Raw genomic sequence first — 22,006 nt, 5'->3', positions numbered from 1 at the left:
TTTGCGGCGCTTTTTTTAGGTCTTACTCATAAAATGTATAAGCTAACTCAGATGTTTTACTAATTAAAATCTTTTAATAGTAGCGGCATTGGCTCTTTTCGATTTCAGGACTTTCTTTATATATCTTCAGTAGTAGTGCAACCATCACTAGGCTGATCAACATCGAAGATCCACCATAACTAAAGAATGGCATAGTGAGGCCTTTGGTTGGAATGGCACCCATATTCATCGCCGCGTTAATAATTGTCTGCGCAATAAATACCACACCGATACCAAACGCCGTATAACTCATGCGCATTTGACGACGTTTGAGTGCGTTGTAACTGATGCGCATCGCACTACCAATGATCAGTGCTTCGAGCACCAACACCATGCTGACCCCAACAAAGCCTAACTCCTCACCCGTAATCGCCAACAAAAAGTCAGTATGAGCCTCAGGTAAATGCGATAGTTTTTGTACGCTTTCGCCATAGCCGACACCCGTGAACTGTCCACGCCCAAAAGCAATCAAACTACGTGCTAACTGGTAGTCAGTATCTTGCACATCATCAAATGGATCCATAAAAGACATGACACGCACCAATCGGTACTCTGCCGTAGTCACCATCAGTACAGCACCGCCAATAGCCGCCGCACCTAATGCTAAGAAGTGCTTGTAAGGGGCACCAGCGATATAAAAAATCGCGAATAGTGTCCCTAAAATAACGACAAACGAGCCAAAATCAGGCTGTGATAAGAGCAGTATAGTGATTAGCGCTACCACCAGCATAATTCGCAAAAAACCATCGAGACCATTACGCACCTCAAACGAACGGCGCACCACAAAGTCAGAGACAAACACAATCATGACCAGCTTGGCCAACTCTGCGACCTGAAAATTAAAACCGCCTAACGTCAGCCAACGCTTAGAACCATTAATAGGTGTACTAAATAGCGTTGCCACTAGCAACAGACCTGTGATACCCAGTAAAAGAAATTGGGTTTCAGTCTTATAAAGCGTTCGCAGCGACACACTATAATAAGGGATAACAGCGACGATCAAACCAATCATCATGTACAACAGCTGGTTTTTGAAAAAATACAGCTCTGTCATACCGCGGCTGAGCGCAAAAGGAATAGAAGCAGATGCGACCATCAGTAAACTAAGCACCATCATGCAGCCTACGCTCGATAGTAAAATTGCACGTGCTGATGGCATAGAAAGCACACCATCTGTGCCAGAGGCTTGCTTGGTCTGAGACGAGGAACGAAAAAAAGAAGAGAGCGCCATAATTTTATATACACTAACGAACGAAGAAACACGGCGTCTATAAAACGCCACCGTTTAAAAAATGATAAAGTAAATCGTACCAGATAGAGGATGATAGGACAGTCATGAGCAACAAAAGATGCGTGAACTACCACCTATCTAAGCATCAAACCAGTTATGGTGACAGTAGCAGCAATCTATAAGCAAAACAATCGTTTATAAAGAAAATACCATCTAATGCCTACTGCCACAACGACTGAGCTGACTGATCAGAGCGTTTGGCTGATCGAGACTTTTAGCTGATAATCGTGTTATCTGATTGTGTCGCACCTAACTGTTCGACCAATTTACTAAAGTGCTCGCCGCGAGCAGCATAGCCACTGTATTGATCAAAGCTCGCGCAGGCAGGTGACAACAGCACCGCTTGCACTTGTGAAAGACTGCTTATCGTCACTTGCTGAACCGTTACAAACGCGTTTTCTAGTGTCTGGCATTGATGTAATGCGACATCATCACTGAGTTTGGCCGCTCGCAAATGCTGCTCAATCTGTTGTCCATCTTCACCGATGAGTATTACCTGACTTACGTATTGATTGATAAAAGGAGTCAACTCACCAAATTGCTGACCTTTACCTTGCCCACCCAAAATCAGTAGCAGCTTGCCATCTTTTGGGGCATAGACCGCGCCCAACCCTTCGATAGCAGCCATAGTAGAACCGATATTGGTGCCTTTAGAGTCGTCAAAATAGTCGATACCAGCAACGTTCCCTACATATTGGCAACGATGCTCAAGTCCTGAGAAATGCTGCAGCGTATCCAGCATGCTCTCGATAGGTAACCCTGCAAGCTCGCCAAGCGCTAAAGCAGCCTGCGCGTTTAGCAGATTATGACGACCTTTAATCAACAGTTTGTCCGCCGACAGTAACCGTTCTGTACCGCGCGCCAGATAAGTCTGACCTTCCGTATCGGTAATAAGACCGTACTGTCCTTTATCAGGAGCATGAATACCTGTGCTGATTCTTGGTAGGTTGTCTGCCACTAATGGACGGGTGAGCGCATCTTCACGATTAATGACTACTGATTTGGCGCCCTGAAAGATACGATGTTTGGCTTGATGATAACCAAGCATATCACCGTGACGATCTAAATGATCGGGCGACATATTGAGTACCGTCGCGACTTTTGCACCTAAATTAGTAACGGTTTCTAGCTGAAAGCTAGACAACTCTAACACGGCCAACTCCATATCCGTATTATCAAGCAAAGTCAGTGCTGGCACGCCAATATTGCCACCGACACCCACATTAACGCCAGCATCTGCTGCCATTTGCCCAACTAAGGTAGTCACGGTACTTTTGGCATTAGAGCCTGTAATGGCTACTATCGGTACTGTACATGCGTCACAAAACAGTTGAATATCACTGACGACTGGAATATTAGCTCGGCGGGCTGCTGCCACGGCATCGGTTTCAAGCGAGATACCTGGGCTGATAATAATACGTGCTGCTTGCTGTAGTAGCTCTGCATCGATCGCCCCAAACTGACGAATTTCAATATCAGCTGGCAGTTGATCCGCAAGCTTAGGCGCGGCTTGTGCATCTGTTACTGCTACTTGATAACCTTGCTTGGCAAGATAGTGCGCTACCGATAGTCCAGACTGTCCCAAACCGACCACGACCTGTAGACCGTTGCCCTTATGAATCAAGGTTTCTGTTGCGGTATTAGCGGTCATATCTATTCCTTCTGTTAGACGAACAAAGTAGTGGCAAGAAAACAAGCGTGTAGCGACTTTCGGTGACACCCTCACGATGATAGGCATCATAACGGTATCGTTCAAATTTGGGTAATGATTTTTTATGACTTTGTGCTATTATTCGCCTGTTTTTATATTTGGTAGCTAATGCTATAATGGCTGACTTGATTGGTATGTGACATTGTTATGCAATAAGGCGCTACGCCTGATTATTTTAGTTTAGCATGTTGTCACATTTATCGCGCTATTGTCACGTCTCTTTAGCACTGATTCGTGTGTGGTAACTTTATGTCAGGCAACGATCGTTGTGTGGCAAATTATTTATCACCCTCTACTACAGCAAATAATTGCTGATTCTATGCCTTATCTTGGGTGTTATATTCAATAGCCTATTTTAAGCAACCCAGTCCAAACCATATTTTTAGGTCATCTTACTGTCTTCATCATATTTATTATTGATGAGCGTATACGCGATACCAAAAAAATGAGTAGACATACTTATTATTGACCTTGCACATTCCAACACAGCAACATGACCCAGTGCATGTTGACGTAAAAGACAAATGAATAGCTATTATTAGCGACGCGATCATTTTATAAATGAGTAATGATTACTTTTTTTGCCTCTAACCCTATGTAGTTTACTTATGACATCTTTTATTGATAACTTGCGTGACGAGTGGTTTTCCAATGTTCGCGGCGACGTTTTATCGGGCTTAGTCGTAGCCCTAGCACTGATTCCAGAAGCCATTGCCTTTTCTATTATCGCGGGTGTTGATCCAAAAGTTGGCTTGTATGCCTCATTTTGTATCGCCGTCGTGATCAGCTTTGTCGGTGGACGTCCAGGGATGATTTCGGCAGCGACAGGGGCTATGGCATTGGTCATGGTTGATTTGGTTGCCGATCATGGTTTGCAGTATCTGCTTGCTGCTACCCTGTTATGCGGTGCCATTCAGGTCGTAATGGGCATTCTAAAGCTGGGCAATCTGATGCGTTTTGTCTCGCGCTCAGTGGTTATTGGCTTCGTCAACGCACTGGCGATATTGATATTCGCCGCGCAACTGCCTGAGCTAAACCCCATGACCGAACGTGTCGGTATGACGGTTTATATTATGACAGCGGCGGGTTTAGCGATTATTTACCTGTTCCCACTTATCCCTAAAATAGGTCGTGTGATTCCTTCTCCATTGATTTGCATCGTTGGATTGACCGCTGTTGCCATGTATATGAATCTTGATATTCGCAACGTTGGCAGCATGGGTGACTTGCCAGATTCATTGCCAGTATTTTTGCTGCCTGATATCCCATTGAATTTGACGACACTACTTATCATCGCGCCGTATTCTATTGCGCTTGCTATTGTTGGTTTATTAGAGTCTATGATGACAGCAACCATCGTCGATGAGTTGACGGATACACCCAGTGATAAAAACAAAGAATGCCGTGGTCAAGGTATGGCTAACGTGGTATCAGGGTTTTTCGGTGGTATGGCAGGCTGTGCGATGATTGGTCAGTCTATGATTAACGTAAAATCTGGTGGACGTACGCGTCTATCTACGTTGATGGCTGGTGTTGTCTTACTGATTATGGTGGTGTTTTTGAGTGAATGGGTCAGCCAAATTCCAATGGCTGCGCTGGTTGCCGTTATGATTATGGTATCGATTGGTACGTTTAACTGGCAATCTATTCGCGAATTCAAAACGCATCCTATGTCGTTCAATATTGTGATGCTGGCGACAGTATTGACTACGGTCTTTACTCATAACCTAGCTTATGGCGTTGGTGTTGGTGTGCTGCTATCTGCCTTGGCATTTGCCAATAAGATTGGACAGTTCTTGACCATCTTTAGCGAGTACGATGACAGTAGCAATACCCGTTACTACTATGTTCAAGGTCAAGTATTCTTTGCTTCTACGACACAGTTCTTGAATAGCTTCGATACCAAAGAAGCCGTAGATAGCATTCAGATTGATGTTAGCCAAGCACATTTTTGGGATGTGACTGCTGTGGATACTTTGGACAAACTGGTCATGCGCTTGCAACGTGAAGGTATTGATGTCAAAGTGGTAGGACTCAACAATGCGAGTCGCACACTGATTGACCGCTTCTCTGTTCATGATCGCCGAGATATTGGCTTATTAGATTAAGCCACTCTCTATCAGCCTTGCCATACTAATACGAATCAAGGTTTTGTAAATTGATACATGGTATGGATTGATATATGAATAGGCGGCCATAATGGTAATCAGGGTTGAGTATGATGGTTATGCTTAGCCCCGAACTGAGTGGCTGATTCTTATTATTAAAATGATGTGGTCGTTTTATGAGTAATTTAAAACTTGATAGTGTGATTGCTTGCTTGGATTGTCCCGATCATGTTCAAGCGGTATTAGAGGCGAGTATGTGGGCTTCTACCCGTCTGCAAGCACCTATTGGACTATTACACTCTGCACCAAGCTTACAACAAAAAGCTGCGGTCAATTATTCTGGCTGTCTAAACATCGATGATGAGAATGCATTGCTTGAGCAGTTCACGAGTAAAGAGCATCTGAGCAACTGTGAGTTAAAGGCACAAGGCAGATTGCTACTCTCACAAGCGACCACTTATTGTGAACAGCAGCGCCGCAAGCTTAAAACGTACACCTTACATCGTCATGAGAACCTAAACCAAAGTATCGATTACGTTGATGACAAAGCCCAATTGATCGTTATTGGTCATCATGTTACCTGCAAATCCACCCTAAGTCAGCTTATCAGAGTCAGTCACTGCCCCATTTTGGTGACACATGCACCATTTTTGACCCCTACTACGGCTTTATTTGCTTTTGACAACAGCCCAACGTGCCATAAACTACTCAATTGGCTATGTAAGACGCCACTTGTACGTGCCTTGACCGTACATATTGTTATGGTTGGTAGAGAAAATTCTGACAACTGTGATGCCCTACGCGAAGCTTATGCAAAGCTCAAGCAAGCAGGTATTAAATCCAAAAAGACACTACTAGACTGCCGTGATGTCGCAGCGGCCTTAAATTACTATCAGAATCAAAACGACATCGGTCTACTCATGACAGGCGCCTTCGGTCAGTCTCGTCTGCGTGAATTACTACAAGGTAGCGATACCAAAAAACTGCTAGTCAGTACCAAAACGCCGTATCTGCTATTCCCTAAAGCGTAAGTACGCTGCTGCATACACCCCCTATATCTAAGTACAGAGCACCCGTTACCTTGCTGGCGCTCTGCTGCTTATATCTGTTTTATATTTATCTTCTGTTTATAGCTTCCTCGCAAAAACCCCTTTTGATTGCCGAACTCAAGTTAGCAAATCGTCACATGAAATACGGGGATAGCTTCCCCAAGCACTCAAAAAGTTGGTTATAATAAAGTTGTCATTAACCAAACGCTGAAGATTGATTTACCTTTATTACGTCTATAATGAAGGCTCTCATTGTTGTACCGTCGGTTATATCCTCTATCGGAATGACGGTTATTTTTGAACGGACACGTCCAATTTACTTCCCCTTGAGTAAATTGGCACAGTTCTTGAATAACTTACCGTAAGCAAGGCAGAGATACGACGATGCACCATAATGCCTCTATCAATCTGCAGCATCACACAAATAAGGAATTTTTTTATGAAGCTAATCACTGCGATCTTAAAACCGTTTAAGCTCGATGATGTGCGTGAAGCGCTTTCTGACATCGGTGTCAAAGGTGTTACTGTCACTGAAGTCAAAGGTTTCGGTCGTCAAAAAGGTCACACAGAGCTCTATCGCGGCGCAGAATACGTGGTGGACTTTTTACCTAAGGTAAAAGTTGAAGTTGCTGTGATCGACGAGATGGTCGACCCTGCTATCGAAGCCATCACTCGCATCGCTAGTACTGGCAAGATTGGTGACGGCAAAATCTTTGTTACTGCACTTGAGCAAGTCATTCGTATCCGTACAGGTGAAACCGGACCGGATGCTATCTAGATTTGAGGCCATATCTATAAAAGGAGATTCGTAGATATAGGTTCTTACAGCATTTTTATCTATCGGTCATACCGATATCTATATTGTAAATTCAAGGGGAATGTAAATGGAAAGTCAAATCTTTGAGCTCCAGTATGCGCTCGATACGTTTTACTTTTTGATCTGTGGGGCGTTGGTCATGTGGATGGCCGCTGGCTTCACTATGTTAGAGGCCGGACTGGTCCGATCAAAAAATACGGTCGAAATCTTAACTAAGAATGTCGCGTTATTTGCAACGGCCAGCATTATGTACATGGTATGTGGTTACGCTATTATGTATGGTGGCGATCTGTTCTTAAGCGGAATTGCAGGCGGTGACACTTTAGTAGAAGATGCGTTGGCAGCCTCTGCCGAAAATGGCTTTGGTGGCGACTCCGTTTACTCTGCAGCCTCAGACTTTTTCTTCCAAGTAGTGTTTGTAGCGACCTGTATGTCAATCGTTTCAGGTGCCGTTGCTGAGCGTATGAAATTATGGGCTTTCTTATTGTTTGCAGTCGTCATGACTGGCGTTATCTATCCATTAGAAGGTAGCTGGACTTGGGGTGGCAACGATGTCTTTGGTTTATTCAACCTAGGTGACATGGGCTTCTCTGATTTTGCAGGCTCTGGTATCGTTCATATGGCAGGTGCTGCTGCTGCCCTAGCTGGCGTACTACTATTGGGCTCACGTAAAGGTAAATACGGTCCTAATGGTGAGATACGTGCCATTCCTGGTGCCAATCTACCACTTGCTGCACTTGGTACATTGATCTTATGGATGGGTTGGTTCGGCTTCAACGGCGGCTCAGTACTTAAACTTGGTGATATCGCCAGTGCCAATGCTGTTGCCATGGTATTCTTAAACACTAATGCTGCTGCTGCTGGCGGTGCTGTTGGTGCCTTAATCCTAGCCCGCATCATCTTTGGTAAAGCGGATCTAACCATGCTCCTAAACGGTGCATTAGCAGGTCTAGTGGCCATTACTGCAGAGCCTTCAACCCCTTCTGCACTACAAGCCACTATCTTTGGTGTCATCGCTGGTATCATCGTCGTGTTATCAATCTTAGCTTTAGACAAAATCAAAATTGATGACCCAGTAGGTGCAATCTCAGTTCACGGTGTTGTTGGTTTATTTGGTTTGCTCATTGTACCAATCACTAACCCAGCATCTACCTTTATCGGTCAGATTGTAGGCGCCGCGACTATCTTTGCTTGGGTATTCATTGCTAGCTTAGTAGTCTGGGCAATCATCAAAGCAGTTATCGGTCTACGTATCTCTGAAGAAGACGAGTACGAAGGTGCTGACATCGCTGAATGTGGTATGGAAGCTTACCCAGAGTTTATCAGATAAGATCACTCTCATAAGCTAGACATAAGTCTTAAATGCGCTGATACTGCTTACTGTAGTATCAGCGTTTATTATTTTAATCGATAAGAAACTTCCTCTATTAAACCTTCAATATAGAACTTACTTATTGAACCTAGAAAACAAATCTAGAATATAGAAAAATCCCGCAACACCTTTCGGTAATGCGGGATTTTTTTTATTAAGTTAAGGCTTGATGATTGGTTCTTAATGCTGGCTTATTTCTTTTTCCATTCTTGGCTACGAGAGAATGGACCAATATAACCTCTTAGCTTCAATGTGTTGCCGCTTAAGTTTGCAGTCATACGATAGTCCTTACCTTTTTCAGGGTCAGTGATCGTACCACCGCTATATTTACCACCACCGTCAGACTTCAGACCTTTGATAATAGTCGTACCAACGTGCTTCTTACCTTTGGCTGAATTAGTAGCAACAAGCGTACCTGTCAATACACCGTTTGACTCAGTGATTTTTACAGTACCTTTTGGCTTGCCCTCATCATATGTTTGCCAAGTCGTATTGGCAAGTGGATCAGCGGCAAAAGCCATGCTAGCGATACCAATACCAGCAACTGCTAAAGTGGTTTTTGTAAATAATTTCATAGATTGACTCCCTTCATACAATGATTGCTCGAAACGTTATGTTTCCGATGTCCTATGCTTATCCTTTGCTAGAATCTTTTATTATGAGCTTTGGGATATCTATCTAAGCACTTACACCTTAGGTAGGTATTACCGCAATTGCTCATAAGGTTTTGTTCAAAGACCTGAGCGACATAAGCGATGTCTTGATTCATTATAAGCAATTTTTTAAGTTTGCCTAGTAATTTTTTTATACTTTATTATTTCTGGAAAAATAAAACTATATCAAAGACTTACAGGAAAGGGTTGTCGATATCTTTGCCCAACTGGTCATCAATTTCTTTTGACTTACTGTCATTATTACTATAAAGGCTATTGACCTGAAATGCGTCAATAATCTTACTAGTTAGCTCATGTAACTGCTGGGCTTGCTCATATCCTGACGCATCTAAAGTCAGATCGATATCACCATAAATAACAATCTTGTCTTCTTGATTTTCAATAACTAGCTCGCCTATCTGCATGCTTTGGTGGTTGTTTGCGAATGGCTCAATCATGTATTCATCCTCACTATTAGTATGCTTTGGCGCAATTCTAATCTTTTATGCGTCGATATTTATAAAGCCTTTTACGCTTTTAGCTGTGCAATTAACCATTCTAGAATAGCCCATACAAATAACATCCAGTCAGGCTCTTCGTCTGTAGTATCAGGTGTATCTGAGCGCTCCCCTGCCTTTAATGGTAAATCAAACGCTTGTGTTTTTGTTTGGATGTCTAACATTGGTAAGACATCGATACCCGTTTCAGCGGTTAACTCATCAACACTAATAACATCGATACGTTCTGATTCATCATTGGGTGCGTAGTACACCCCGGCTTGATTGGTTGCTGGAATATATACCGCTTTAAAAAAATGGCTAGGAACCAGTACGCGGTTCGCAAGTTGCTTGGTTTTGCTATTAGTGAATGCTACACCTGTGATGGTATAGACCTCACCGTATTGCTGCGTTAAATATCGAGTAGCCGATTCAATATTACGCCAGATATAACGATTGTTGCGCGGTGACTGCGGCGCGATATTGGCCAGACTGAAACTATCATATTGCTGACTACGCGTTGCCATGTCGGCATTGGGTGCGAGATGTCCGCGATCATAACCTGAACCTGAATAGTCAGATAATGACGCGCGTGCTGACTCCGGGAGCTTACTTTCTTCGTGAAAGCTGTCTTCACGGTCGATTTGTTTTGCTTGTTGTAGGCGTGTCCGATCTAGATACTCTGCTGACCATAGGGGTGTGCGTGATACACCAGAGTACATGACAGCAAAACCATCCATACATAGTGCTTGTGTCTGATTACTCAGTTTGGTATTGGTAAATTCAGGATAAATACCACCATAAAAAGATTGGCTACACTGGCTGAAGTCATCAGCATATGCCTGAGTAGACATACCTATCGTAACAGTCACTATCGCCGTCAGCACGCTATGTTTAAATCCACTTTTGGACTTACTGAAACTTATCATTCAACTCTCAACCATTTATACTTGCTATTACATACTTGCTATCCTAGCAGGCGGCCACCAATAAAGAAAGATAGTGCGCAAGTCGTGACATTTTAAATGGTATCCGCTATACTTAGGCGTTCAAAAAACGGTGAAGTGGGTGAGTGGCTGAAACCGCACGCCTGGAAAGTGTGTATACGTTCATAGCGTATCGAGGGTTCGAATCCCTCCTTCACCGCCAATCTTATCTATTTTGATAAAAGCCCCAGTTTTTCTGTTTTGTCTTACTCTATCCTAAATAAAATTCAAACACTTCAATAGTAAGACTGTCAGTCTATACTTGTCATCTAATGCTGCCTGAATCGTTATTATCTATCAAAAAAACCAACAATAAAGTATATTGCTGGCTCATACCATTCATCTATCGCTGCTAATATCCAAACCTACAGCTACTTACTGCCTATACATCTCTTCATTGCTTCTTTTTCACTGTCACTTAGATTCGTGTATAACTTGTTCAGACCCAAATTGATGCGACATTCGCGTCTGATTTTTCGTATTTTAGCAGATACGACTGGTTTTGGAGTCGCGTCTACTGCTTCTGCAAAGGCAATACTCGGTACCATTGCATTGGCTGAGTAGCCTATTGCACTGAAAAAGATGGCAAATAGTATGAATAAGGTTTGTTTCATTGGCGCTCTCAGTCGATTTTTGAGATGATTATTTAGGACAATTAGTGGATATTTGGCATCATTTTTTTGGTTGGAAAGCATTACTTTGAATAACTAGCGCACGTAGACGATGTTAATAATACTGCCCTTTATCATAGCTAGTCCCTATGTTAAGTAGCTTGATGAAAGTTTAAGAAAGGTAACGATTTTTGAGTTCAACCAGCGCTTACAGACATACAAGTACGCGGTAGTGACAAACGAGGAAGGATATCGATAGATAGCTTTTTATTTATAAATATATACTGAGAATAAAGATACGGCTTACAAATAAAACGTAACCGCTATACCACTGCCGCTCCAAGATAGATCTAAGATAGCTATTTTGGAGCGGCATTTATGATGGTCTTTTAAGTATTTGTACAGCGCTTATAACGCATCTACGGTATAGCGTACGATAACTTCATTATCGAGTACGACATTGGTTGACCAAATGAATTGGGCATCTGCTTTTTCATTATCAAAAATATCTATGAAATTGGTATAAGCTTGTTTATTATCTACCCCAATGGTTTGGTTACTATAAGTAGTAGCGTTCGGCCAACTAGAGTCATCAAAGTCTGCTTGTTGCCAGTTGGTAGGCAATTCCCAATGCAGGCCATAATCTGCCGAACCGTCTTGTACATTAGCTGTGGTAACACAATTACTAGATAGGCGCTCGCTACCTGACTCACTAACACAGGATAAGTCTCTAATCGGCGCGGTATAAAAGGTCTGTGCTTTCCAGTTTTCATCAGTCTTAGCGATGATGCTATTGTCTTTATCTTTGATCACAGCGACTAGACCGCCGTCTCCTGCATGAAACTCTGAGCCTTGATTACTCTCTGAACCAATACCTAAGTTTTCTTCCCAATCCACCAAATGCATAGCAACGGTAAATGGTGCTTTTGCTTTGAAACGCACTATATTTGAATTGAACTGAGTAAATGGCACATTGTCACGTCCAACTGCCACACCATTTACATACATCTCAAAATAATTATCTGCAAAGACGTAAGCGGTATACACTTCACCATCTGCATCTATTTCAATGATGTCTGAACCATCAAGTTGAGCTAAAGCTTCACTGGCAGTGCGATAGTCGTTGCCCGTACAAGGGTTGTTTAAGTCAGACGCCACTGGGAAATCTGTATTGAGCAAATTGGTCGCTGCTGGTACTGTCCATGTTTTACCGTCAGATGACTGGATACTACCAATGTTGGTTTGACGACCACGGTCACATTCATAAGCATTTGTCACGTCAGTCTGGGCAACACCTTGGGTTAAGCTCGCGCTGCCAGTATAGCTGCTGGCATCTGCACTACTATTTACTGATGCTGTCGTTTGCTCATTGGCATTGGCATCGGTAGCCGCTGAGTCTATCTGGGTTTGGCTACACGCTGCCAGCAATACAGCAGATACTGTCGTGGTTAGCAAAGCAGGTATTAAAATAGGTTTCATTAGGATTCCTTAGCATTATATAAGATGGTTTTTGAACTCAGCTTATTATCTCTATAATTGATAATTATCATTAGATACGTATTATTTTTTCTGTGTGTTACCAGTGCGTTTATAAGTCTGTACGGTCGTACCCTCTGGATCAATAAATTCAAAAGTATAAATATCTTTGGTCGCTTCAGTAGCGCCCCAACCATAGTTAAGCTTATGCTCTTGACCGTCATGGGTATACGTTAGACTGTATTGAGTCGGACTTATAATCTTATAATCTGTGATCTCAGCTCCGCGCAAAGGCGTCAGCGCTGGGCGAACGCCATGAGTATGTGCTTGCGGTGAAATTTCATTTTCTGGCGCTTTTGTATCTGGGTTTATAGTGACCTTACCGCGCAAACCTGCAATTAAATACGGAAACTCTGAGGTAGCATGATATTCATAGCTGCCGTCTTCGTTAAATTTGCCTAAATACTCATCAAGCTCATCATCCGTTTCACCATAGACAGGAAAGCCGTCTAGTGCATAAGCAATAGGCTTACCTGCGCCAACTTGTGACTGTAGGTGGGTTGGTGCAAGATGATAGTGGTAATCATCAGCGCGTCCAGAATGCCCGCCCCAATTGTCTAATTCTCCGAATGCTTTGGCGTCCTCACCCCGATTGTTTAATGGGTTGAATATAGGAATGCCATTAGCTGCAATCGCGATGGCGCCTTTCATAAAATTGTCTTTGGCCATTAAAGGCTCATCGGCAAGCTCAGGCTGTAAGGGAATGACCCAACTGTTCTCATCGGTATAATCTTGGTCGATAGGTACTTGCTGTTGCCAACTGGTGATACCTATCATCATTTCGTGGCTTGGAATACCATTTGATTCGATATACAGATATTTATCATCATGATGAGTACTGACGTTATCGAATGAGCCAAATACTGACGCCATAAAATCAATATCATTGGCTGGTACTGGCAAGTGAGCGATCGCCTCTTTGGTCTTTTCACCGATATTTTGGACCGTCTCAGTACTGCTACAAGCAACCAGTAAAGCAGCTGAACCCAATACACCAAAAACTGAATAAGCTACTTTTGAGGTTCGGTTTTTTTTGTGGCGTATGTTCAAAACATAAAGACAAACCAAACCACTCGCTAAGATCAAGCCGCCCAAGAGGTAGAAGAATAAAACAGAGCGCGTGTCACTGTTATCCGTTATAACAGAACTTTCCGCATCAGCTTTGTTTAGGGCAGTCCCATTATCATTGGCAATAACAGTAGTATCGTTTGGATTTTGGATAGCCGTTAATTGATTACTACTTACTAGATTTTCAATCACTGCTAGCTGATTGATCGCTTGAATATGAGCGTTTTTTTCCAGAATATAGGTTTGATCATTGGCTGAAAAATCCGCCAAAATAAAAGAGAGTAGCTGATGGCGACTATCGGTCAGATAAACCGTACTGTCTTCTAATTTGATAAAGTCAGCGGCGACACTAGGCTGGCCTGTGATCTGCCACTCTTTGGCAGGCATGGTATGTTCATTAAGGTCATGGGCATAGGCAGAGGTCAGTGATGAAACTTGTATGGCAGTGACAATAGCAAGCAAGCTGAAAGCTTTAGCCGTTTTTGTGAGGTTCATAAAGCACTCTTGTAGGATATAAGACCTGAAAGGCAATGGTAGTGAAACAGGGAAAACTATCAGTTACCTGTTTATACGTCGTAATTGTTGATATTTATTCAAAAATAAACCTCTTATATTGATTAGATAATATCAACTTTTACTTTATAGAAACTTTAAGAAACGTTAAGTCTTGCTGAGTTTTTCTTCATGAAAGATACTTATATTCTAAGGCTTAGCGCCAAATATTATTTTAAAACACCTAATAGTGAGACTTACCAGCTATATTTATGAAAACTCAAGCAAGATATTGGGCAATATATAAAACACATCATCATATTTGCACTTACCGTAAAAAGGGCAAAAAAACCACCAAAATAATGCGTTATCTAGAAGATACTGAGCGTGGCATTGATGTAAAACAGTAGCTGTTCTCTCACATATTTTCTGACCACCAGTCCGTCAAATGGCTCAAAGCTATGTATCGACACTATATCTCCATGCATCAATACCATATTTCAGTACTCTCAATGATTATCACCTTTTGCTGAACTGTCCGTATAGGTTCATAGTCTAACGTTGAGGTATGATCATAAGCATTAAATAAGCCACTATCTTGAACAACGCTTAATTCGTCCTTACAAAAAAATGACGCCTACTTGAGGCGTCATTTTTAGATAATCAGATATTACTTTTAAGAGCGGTGTCTGTAATCATTTTTACTTTGTTTATCATTTTTATACTTGCTCTGATATTTGTCTTGGTGCTTTTCTTGTGCTTTATGTTTGGCAGCCATTATTTTTGCTTTTTGCTGTGATACCTTTGCCTTGTTTTTGACAACCTTGTGTTTGCTATCTGCTTTTGTTTTAGCATCATGTTTTTGATGCTGTACTTGGGCGGCATGAGACTTTGAGTAATCAGGTGCCGCGTTGGCTTGACCAACCATAGACAAACAAGCGGTAGCGGCTAAAATTGAACTTACTATTATCTTTTTCATTTTATTTTCCCAGTTTCATTCATATTGATGAATAATAATTAAAGATACCTTATGACGTATCAAATAAGATATTGCGATGTCGCATCGCTCTATCGACAAAGAAAATGATAACTGATTCTAGTATTAAGTAGATTTATGAAACATGAAGAAAGGTTGCGATTGTTGCCGTTGTTTGGCACATTCAGACACTAAACTGTAGACAGCCACAAAGTTGTGCTACTAGTGTAAGTAAATAGATGGGCAGACCTAAAAGTATATATATGATGCTTTTGATTACTGTAGAGGCGGATGTAGCATTCAATGTTTAATGTTTAATGTTTAATATTTGACACTTATATAGACAGCGCGACTGATCTATAAGTGCTGACTGGAAAAACTTATGTTTGGGTTATTACGTATTGTATTGATAGCACTTGGACTCATACTTATCATCGACTGTATCGCACTGATAGCCATTGACAAGGTTAATTTTGGCACGGTACTGCCTTTTCTGATAGGTGTAGTTTTTTTGGGTCATGGGCTGGGTGCGCCTATGATTGCTAGAGTGCTTGTCAAACATCCTGTACTGCGTCGTATCTGGTATGGGTTATGGTTAATATTTGGGTTATGGCTCATGAGCTTTTTGGTATTTGTTTACTCATTGCAGCAGCAGATTGCTCGTGGCAAACAAACGCTACCGCCCGTGGCCGCTATTATCGTGCTTGGTTCTGGTACCGTTGCGGGCAAACCCAGCGCCACCCTCGCCAGTCGTCTGGATACGGCAGCAACGCTGATTGAGCAGCAACCACAAGCATTGATCATTACCAGTGGCGGTATCGGTCTGGGGCAGCCGCGCAGTGAGGCAAACATTATGGCAACTTACTTGCAGGACACGCACGACATTTCGCTAGATCGTATTTATCAAGAAGGCAAAAGCACCAGCACTGAGGAAAATTTGGCGTACAGTCAGGATATTCTTGCGCAGCATAGTATCAATAAAAACATGCCCATTGCGATTGTCACCAGTGATTTTCATACCATTCGTGCCGTAGCAATTGCAAAGCATCAAGACTACCAGCAGCCTATGGCCCTCGCCAGCCCAACACCGCTATCTATTCGCTACAATGCCTGGTTTAGAGAGTATTTTGCCTTTGGTAGTGGCTGGTTGCTAAAAGAATACTAATACTTGGAGTATCAAAGACATCATTGCAGTGCACTGCACTGCAATGCACTACACTGCAGTGTATAACACCATGCTATTTTGAGAAGTGCTACGCTATCCTTTGTAAAACATAAACCACAAACTTTGCCTCTGTATTGAATGACGATTTTTCTACTGCTGACAATAATGCTTGTCGCTTCTCACTACGCGCCCGGTACGCATAAGGCGTCATCGTCATTAAATCGGCTAAGTCCTCTGCGGATAGACTCATGTCGGTACTGACACGCTGAGTCTCAACCAACGTAAAATATGGCGCCAATTCCTGTAGAAACTTATCAGAGTCATGCTCACGCACACTATCGAATAAGGCTTCACGTAGCGTCGCCAAATGCCCAACATCTGGTTTGGCAATAATCAGATAGCCATTATCAGCCAACACCTTAGCGAACGCTTCGGGCAAAATGGGGCTAAATATACTACTGATACCGGTAATGCTATGAGGGCGTAGTGGTAGATGCGCCGCACTGGTCACTAGTGGATAGACGGCTGTTGGCTTAGTAACACTATCCTCATTCTGTTGATACCAGAGATGACCTATCGCTTTGCTCACTTTAGCCAGCTCAACCAATGCAGGCTTACTGATATCAGCGGCTATTAACGTGTCTATGAGCGACGAGCCCATTTGTGCCATTGCCTGCGTATAATAACCTTCACCGCAACCGATATCGAGCCAATGAACAGAGTTGGTATTATGCTCATCTGTGGACTCAATTTTTGACAACAGCACTTCCATTTTTTGGCTGATCAGATCCTGCAGCGGTGCATAATACCCTTGGTTCAAAAACCGTTTACGCGCATTGATAGACGCTTGACTGTCGCCAGGTGCTTTGGACTTTTTCTGTTGCACAGGCAGCAGATTGACGTAGCCTTGACGGGCAACGTCAAAGGGGTGCGAGGTGTTTTTGGGATGCAAACTACCATCACAGCGCCACGTATCTGCGGCTGGCTGTAGTGGTGACTGGCAAAGTGGACAAATAAATAAGGACACAGATATCTCAAAGTCATAGCAATATGACTCGCATTTTAACAAATTTCGTGTGCCTTGAACGATAAAAAGCCACCTCAATATTGTTTGAAATGGCTTTTAGGAGGCTGGTATAAGTGTACTTACAATACGGTTTGAGGCTGACGTTTTAACGCAGCTTCAATGTCATCAGTCCAAGAATAACAAGTATGATAGCGATAATCCAAAACCTGGCTACTACTTGTGTTTCTTTCCAGCCAATCTCTTCGAAATGATGATGCAGCGGTGCCATACGGAAAACGCGCTTTTTGCGCAGTTTATAAGAACCCACTTGTAGCATCACTGATAGCGCCTCAGCAACAAACAAACCACCCATAATAGCAAAGGCAATCTCTTGTCTCGTCATCACCGCAATCGTACCTAGCATCGCACCGAGTGCCAGTGCACCGACATCTCCCATAAATACCTGCGCTGGGTGAGCATTGAACCATAAGAAACCAAGTCCTGCCCCAACCATCGCGCCACAAACAATGAGAACTTCAGAGTTATAGGCAATATAAGGCACATGCAAGTAATCTGCAAAGCGCACATCACCCGATACATAAGCCATTGCGCCCAAACCTGCAGCAACCAAAACGACTGGCAAAATCGCCAAACCATCTAAACCGTCCGTGAGATTGACCGCATTGGAGGCGCCATTGATCACAAAGTAAGTAAAGATAATAAAACCAATACCAAAGGGCACTGCTGAAAATGGAATCATCCAGTCTTTGAATACGGGCAATAACAGGTCCTGCATCTCACGAGTGGTGTTGATGTCTGGCTGTAGTGTGGCGATATAGTACAACGAGACACCGACGAACAATGCGCCCATCGACAACCAAAAATATTTCTTTCGTGCGATCAGACCTTTGGGGTCTTTATATTTAATTTTGAGCCAATCATCTGCCCAGCCTACCGCGCCAAAAATAACCATAACAACGAGCAAAATCCAAACGTAAGGATTATTTAGGCGTGCCCATAGCAGCGTCGATATGCCAATAGCACTCAGAATGAGTACCCCGCCCATGGTAGGCGTACCTGTCTTGGCCAAATGCGATTGAGGCCCATCGTTCCGAATAGCCTGGCCGTATTTGAGCGAACGCAAATGTCGAATGACACGTCCGCCAAAAACCATGCTAAACATAAGCGCGGTGACGACCGCGAGCAGTGCTCTTAGCGTCAACGAAGAAACCGCAGAAAACGGCGTATAATACTGACCAAGCCAGCCAAACAACCAAACTAACACCGCCTACTCCTCTACTAATGCATGTATAAGTGTTTCCATTTTCATGGAGCGCGAGCCTTTGAACAACACAGTGCAAGGCTTAGCTTGTTGCGCTTGTAAATACGGCTGTAAATATTCTAATAAACTGTCTTTGTCTGCAAATGCATGCGCATTGATATCAGAAATCTCTTGCGCGCCGGCAACAGTATAGGCGGCATACTCACCTACACACAGCAATACATCAATACCTGTGGTCGCGATAGTACGGCCCAAGCTTTGATGCTCACTAACTGCCGCATCCCCAAGCTCACCGATATCCCCTAACACCATCACTTGCGTGCCCGTTTGTGCAGCCAGCACTTTAGCAGCGGCACGTACCGAGTGAGGATTAGCATTATACGTATCATCAATAAGGCGATGCATACCCAGTATCTGACTGTTCAGGCGACCTTTTGCTGGACGCGCATTTTCTAGACCCACAACGATATCATTGACCTCAATATCTAGCGCGTATGCACAGGCGGCAGCGGCCAAAGCATTATTGACATTATGCTCGCCTGCTAATGGCAAATTGATATCATGAATTTGATTACCGATATGTAGCTTAAACTCACTACGCTCAGGTTCTACATCCAGATGACTTGCACTGACATCGGTATTACCGAACCCAATCACATGTGAAGTGTGCTTTTCAGCAATACGGCGCAACTGATTGGTAAAATCATCCTTATCAGGCACTATCGCATACTGCGCGTCCGTCAAAGTGTGATAAATCTCTGCTTTGGTTTGGCAAATCCCTTCACGGCTACCAAACTCGCCTAAATGGGCAGTACCGATATTTAGGATACAGGCCACGTCAGGGCGGACGATCTCAGTCGTATAAGCGATCTCACCAATATGATTGGCACCCAATTCTAAAATAGCATAGCGATGATGATCTGATAGCTCAAGCAGCATCATTGGCACGCCCAAATCATTATTGAGGTTGCCACGAGTAATCAATGTCGGCGCCAATCTACCAAAAATGCTACCCAGCATCTCTTTGCAGGTTGTTTTGCCACTCGAGCCTGTAATAGCAATCACGGTCAGGTCTGTGTGCTGCTGACGTCGATAGCTGGCCAATTGACCTAAAGCCAAACGGGTGTCACTTACCACCAACTGCGGGATAGTATTTGCATCGGATGATGCGGTAGGACGAGACACGATAGCAGCAATTGCACCTTTTGATGCTGCCATATCAATATAATCATGACCATCAAAATTCTCACCACTTAACGCCAAAAAGATATCACCTGGTTTTATCGTGCGAGTGTCGGTAGCGATACGCTTACTGGCTAGAGCGACTTCTCCTGCATTTGTATGGTCTTGTGGCAGTTGCCAATGACCATCGAGCGACGCTGTCGCAGCAAGCATATTATCCATTTGCCAGACATAAAGCCCTTGCGACTGGATGGTGTTATCGGTGTCGGCTGTCATAGTGGTTACCTTATATGATGACTACTTAATTTTTGTATTTAATGATCACTCTTGACTATTTTATGCAGCGAGAGTCTATCGGCTATACACGGCCCGCTTGTTCTAATACCTGTTGCAAAATAACACTGTCATCAAAGTCATAACGAACATTGTTGATTTCTTGGTAAGTTTCATGGCCTTTGCCTGCAATGACGACGATGTCATCTGGACCCGCCTGACTGACGGCATACACAATTGCTTGTTGGCGCGCAGGCTCTATGTGAGTGTGTTGATATTGCTCAGCACTCATTCCAGCTTGCATGTCTTGCAAAATAGCAGTGGGGTCTTCGGTACGTGGATTGTCCGCAGTTAGGACAACTTTATCAGCACCTGCTAGACCTGCTTGTGCCATCAGCGGACGCTTACCTGCATCACGGTCGCCGCCGCAACCAAATACTGCCCACAATTGGCCCTTACAGTGGGTCTTCAAACTCGCTAACACCTGACTGAGTGCATCTGGTGTATGCGCATAATCAACGATAAAACAGCCATCATTAGATGGCACACGCTGCATACGCCCGACAGCGCCTTGTAACTGTGTCACTGCCTCTGCAATGCGATGAATACTTATATCTGAATGGGCAGCATTTAACTGAACATCATTTAACTGAGTTCTATTTGACTGATTTTTATTTGACTGGGTATTCAGCGCCGTAGTAGCGGCTATCGCGGCGAGTAAATTGGCTACATTAAAACGGCCCAATAATGGACTAACAATATCTATAGTCGTGGCTTGCTCATCACCAAAATCTGTACGTAAGCTAATCTTGACCCCTTGCAGACTCGGCGTGATATCAGCCGCGACAAAGGTAGCGGATGCCAACGGGTCTAAACTGTAGGTCCATACCGTTAATTTACTAGCGCGTGCAGTCTCTAGCATCACCTGAGCATGCTCGTCATCAATATTGATAATGGCATGAGTTAGATCTGGAAAATGTGCCGTATCAAACAGCCTGGCTTTGGCGGCAGCATATTCTGCCATATCGGCATGATAGTCTAAGTGATCACGGCTAAGATTGGTATAAATTGCCACAGAAACAGGCATACCTTGCAAGCGCTGCTGATCTAAACCATGAGAGCTGGCTTCTAGTGCCAGTATTTCAGCACTCTCTGCACCCATTTGATACAAAAACTGCTGTACAGCCAAGGCGTCTCCTGTGGTATGACTCGCCTGCACTAACGCGCCAAGCCTACCATTACCTGCGGTACCCATCACCGCGCTACTCATACCTGTCAATTGTGTAAGCTGCGCTACCAATTGACTGATAGTGGTCTTGCCATTAGTACCTGTCACCGCCACTACTTTGGGTAATGTCACTGGCTGCTGATATTGTAGATACGCTTGGATTAAACTACCCAAAAAATCACGGATGTTAGGAACGTATAAGACTGGGCATGGGAGTGCTGCTAATTGCTGTGACGCATCGCTTTTGCTATCTACCGCCAACGCATTACTGGTATCTACAGAGCCACTCATTTCGCTCATTAAGGTGATAGGATCAATTTCTGATAGCACAAAAGCCGCTTTTGAGGCGGCCTGCAACAGATAATCGCGGCTTTTTTGAATGTTCGGCGTGTGGCTGTTTAAAAGGATAAATACGTCATTATCAGACAGTTGGCGACTGTCTAATTGAAACTGCCGAAAGGCGATATCAGCGATAGGATGAACCTGAGCTGAGATTGCCTGATTTGCCGCCTTTTGAGCCGATGTTGCCATCATTTCTGTCAATTGCTGCGTCAGTCTGCTATCGCTAGTATCGATAAGCTGTTGCAAAGTAACAGAGATAACAGGGGCGCCATTTGGCGATAAGGTAGGCAAGGTCATGAGCGATTCCTAAACAGTTAATACA

Annotated in this window: 17 protein-coding genes and 1 tRNA gene; 6 read left to right on the top strand and 12 right to left on the bottom strand. The window is 43.4% G+C overall.

Annotated elements, in window-relative coordinates; translation table 11 throughout:
* Positions 1–73 precede the first annotated feature (73 nt).
* Together ftsW and murD are read right to left on the bottom strand one after the other, a co-directional pair.
* Positions 74–1,270: a putative lipid II flippase FtsW gene (gene ftsW / locus AC5JPO_RS09475; RefSeq protein ID WP_443526734.1), complete on the bottom strand. Its 1,197-nt coding sequence runs from the start codon at positions 1,268–1,270 to the stop codon at positions 74–76.
* Between the two features lie 274 nt (positions 1,271–1,544).
* Entirely contained in the window at positions 1,545–2,981 is a 1,437-nt protein-coding gene (gene murD / locus AC5JPO_RS09470; RefSeq protein WP_443526735.1) for a UDP-N-acetylmuramoyl-L-alanine--D-glutamate ligase, read from the bottom strand.
* Between the two features lie 668 nt (positions 2,982–3,649).
* Between murD and AC5JPO_RS09465 the strand changes: the two genes are divergently transcribed.
* The 4 genes from AC5JPO_RS09465 (at position 3,650) to AC5JPO_RS09450 (ending at position 8,345) form a co-directional block, all read left to right on the top strand.
* Positions 3,650–5,149, top strand: coding sequence for a SulP family inorganic anion transporter (locus AC5JPO_RS09465; protein ID WP_443526737.1), 1,500 nt, complete (start codon positions 3,650–3,652; stop codon positions 5,147–5,149).
* 176 nt (positions 5,150–5,325) lie between these two features.
* Entirely contained in the window at positions 5,326–6,180 is an 855-nt protein-coding gene (locus tag AC5JPO_RS09460) for a universal stress protein (RefSeq protein ID WP_443526738.1), read from the top strand.
* A gap of 457 nt (positions 6,181–6,637) precedes the next feature.
* A complete protein-coding gene (locus tag AC5JPO_RS09455; RefSeq protein WP_201556743.1) occupies positions 6,638–6,976 on the top strand; it encodes a P-II family nitrogen regulator in 339 nt (112 codons plus the stop codon).
* A gap of 106 nt (positions 6,977–7,082) precedes the next feature.
* On the top strand, positions 7,083–8,345 hold the full coding sequence (locus AC5JPO_RS09450) for an ammonium transporter (RefSeq protein WP_319051986.1): 1,263 nt from the start codon (positions 7,083–7,085) through the stop codon (positions 8,343–8,345).
* Between the two features lie 233 nt (positions 8,346–8,578).
* On the opposite strand, the gene AC5JPO_RS09445 is transcribed toward AC5JPO_RS09450, so the two are convergent.
* From AC5JPO_RS09445 to AC5JPO_RS09435, 3 genes are all read right to left on the bottom strand, one after another.
* Positions 8,579–8,962, bottom strand: coding sequence for a DUF2147 domain-containing protein (locus tag AC5JPO_RS09445; protein ID WP_319051985.1), 384 nt, complete (start codon positions 8,960–8,962; stop codon positions 8,579–8,581).
* A gap of 272 nt (positions 8,963–9,234) precedes the next feature.
* On the bottom strand, positions 9,235–9,498 hold the full coding sequence (locus AC5JPO_RS09440; protein ID WP_443526739.1) for a hypothetical protein: 264 nt from the start codon (positions 9,496–9,498) through the stop codon (positions 9,235–9,237).
* A gap of 71 nt (positions 9,499–9,569) precedes the next feature.
* The gene (locus AC5JPO_RS09435; RefSeq protein WP_443526740.1) at positions 9,570–10,391 is read right to left on the bottom strand and encodes a DNA/RNA non-specific endonuclease; all 822 of its coding nucleotides are present in this window, start codon (positions 10,389–10,391) and stop codon (positions 9,570–9,572) included.
* Positions 10,392–10,595: 204 nt separating this feature from the next.
* Here AC5JPO_RS09435 and AC5JPO_RS09430 point away from each other — a divergent pair.
* Positions 10,596–10,686 (top strand) — tRNA-Ser (locus tag AC5JPO_RS09430).
* An 856-nt stretch (positions 10,687–11,542) separates the two neighbouring features.
* On the opposite strand, the gene AC5JPO_RS09425 is transcribed toward AC5JPO_RS09430, so the two are convergent.
* The 3 genes from AC5JPO_RS09425 to AC5JPO_RS09415 form a co-directional block, all read right to left on the bottom strand.
* Complete coding sequence (locus tag AC5JPO_RS09425) at positions 11,543–12,613, bottom strand: hypothetical protein (RefSeq protein WP_443526742.1); 1,071 nt, start codon at positions 12,611–12,613, stop codon at positions 11,543–11,545.
* A gap of 81 nt (positions 12,614–12,694) precedes the next feature.
* The gene (locus AC5JPO_RS09420; protein ID WP_443526743.1) at positions 12,695–14,233 is read right to left on the bottom strand and encodes a YHYH protein; all 1,539 of its coding nucleotides are present in this window, start codon (positions 14,231–14,233) and stop codon (positions 12,695–12,697) included.
* A 673-nt stretch (positions 14,234–14,906) separates the two neighbouring features.
* Complete coding sequence (locus tag AC5JPO_RS09415; protein WP_443526744.1) at positions 14,907–15,209, bottom strand: hypothetical protein; 303 nt, start codon at positions 15,207–15,209, stop codon at positions 14,907–14,909.
* A gap of 379 nt (positions 15,210–15,588) precedes the next feature.
* On the opposite strand from AC5JPO_RS09415, the gene AC5JPO_RS09410 reads away from it, so the two are divergent.
* Positions 15,589–16,371 carry a YdcF family protein gene (locus AC5JPO_RS09410; RefSeq protein ID WP_443526745.1) on the top strand — a complete coding sequence of 261 codons (783 nt, stop codon included), beginning with the start codon at positions 15,589–15,591 and terminating at the stop codon, positions 16,369–16,371.
* Between the two features lie 88 nt (positions 16,372–16,459).
* On the opposite strand, the gene AC5JPO_RS09405 is transcribed toward AC5JPO_RS09410, so the two are convergent.
* From AC5JPO_RS09405 to AC5JPO_RS09390, 4 genes are all read right to left on the bottom strand, one after another.
* Complete coding sequence (locus AC5JPO_RS09405; protein WP_443526822.1) at positions 16,460–17,404, bottom strand: putative RNA methyltransferase; 945 nt, start codon at positions 17,402–17,404, stop codon at positions 16,460–16,462.
* 139 nt (positions 17,405–17,543) lie between these two features.
* Positions 17,544–18,662 carry a phospho-N-acetylmuramoyl-pentapeptide-transferase gene (mraY, locus tag AC5JPO_RS09400; RefSeq protein ID WP_443526747.1) on the bottom strand — a complete coding sequence of 373 codons (1,119 nt, stop codon included), beginning with the start codon at positions 18,660–18,662 and terminating at the stop codon, positions 17,544–17,546.
* Between the two features lie 3 nt (positions 18,663–18,665).
* On the bottom strand, positions 18,666–20,117 hold the full coding sequence (locus AC5JPO_RS09395; protein WP_443526749.1) for a UDP-N-acetylmuramoyl-tripeptide--D-alanyl-D-alanine ligase: 1,452 nt from the start codon (positions 20,115–20,117) through the stop codon (positions 18,666–18,668).
* 82 nt (positions 20,118–20,199) lie between these two features.
* Complete coding sequence (locus AC5JPO_RS09390) at positions 20,200–21,981, bottom strand: Mur ligase family protein (protein WP_443526751.1); 1,782 nt, start codon at positions 21,979–21,981, stop codon at positions 20,200–20,202.
* Positions 21,982–22,006: the final 25 nt, after the last annotated feature.

It is taken from the genome of Psychrobacter sp. H25, assembly GCF_059076335.1.
This window is presented reverse-complemented; position numbering and strand designations above follow the sequence as displayed.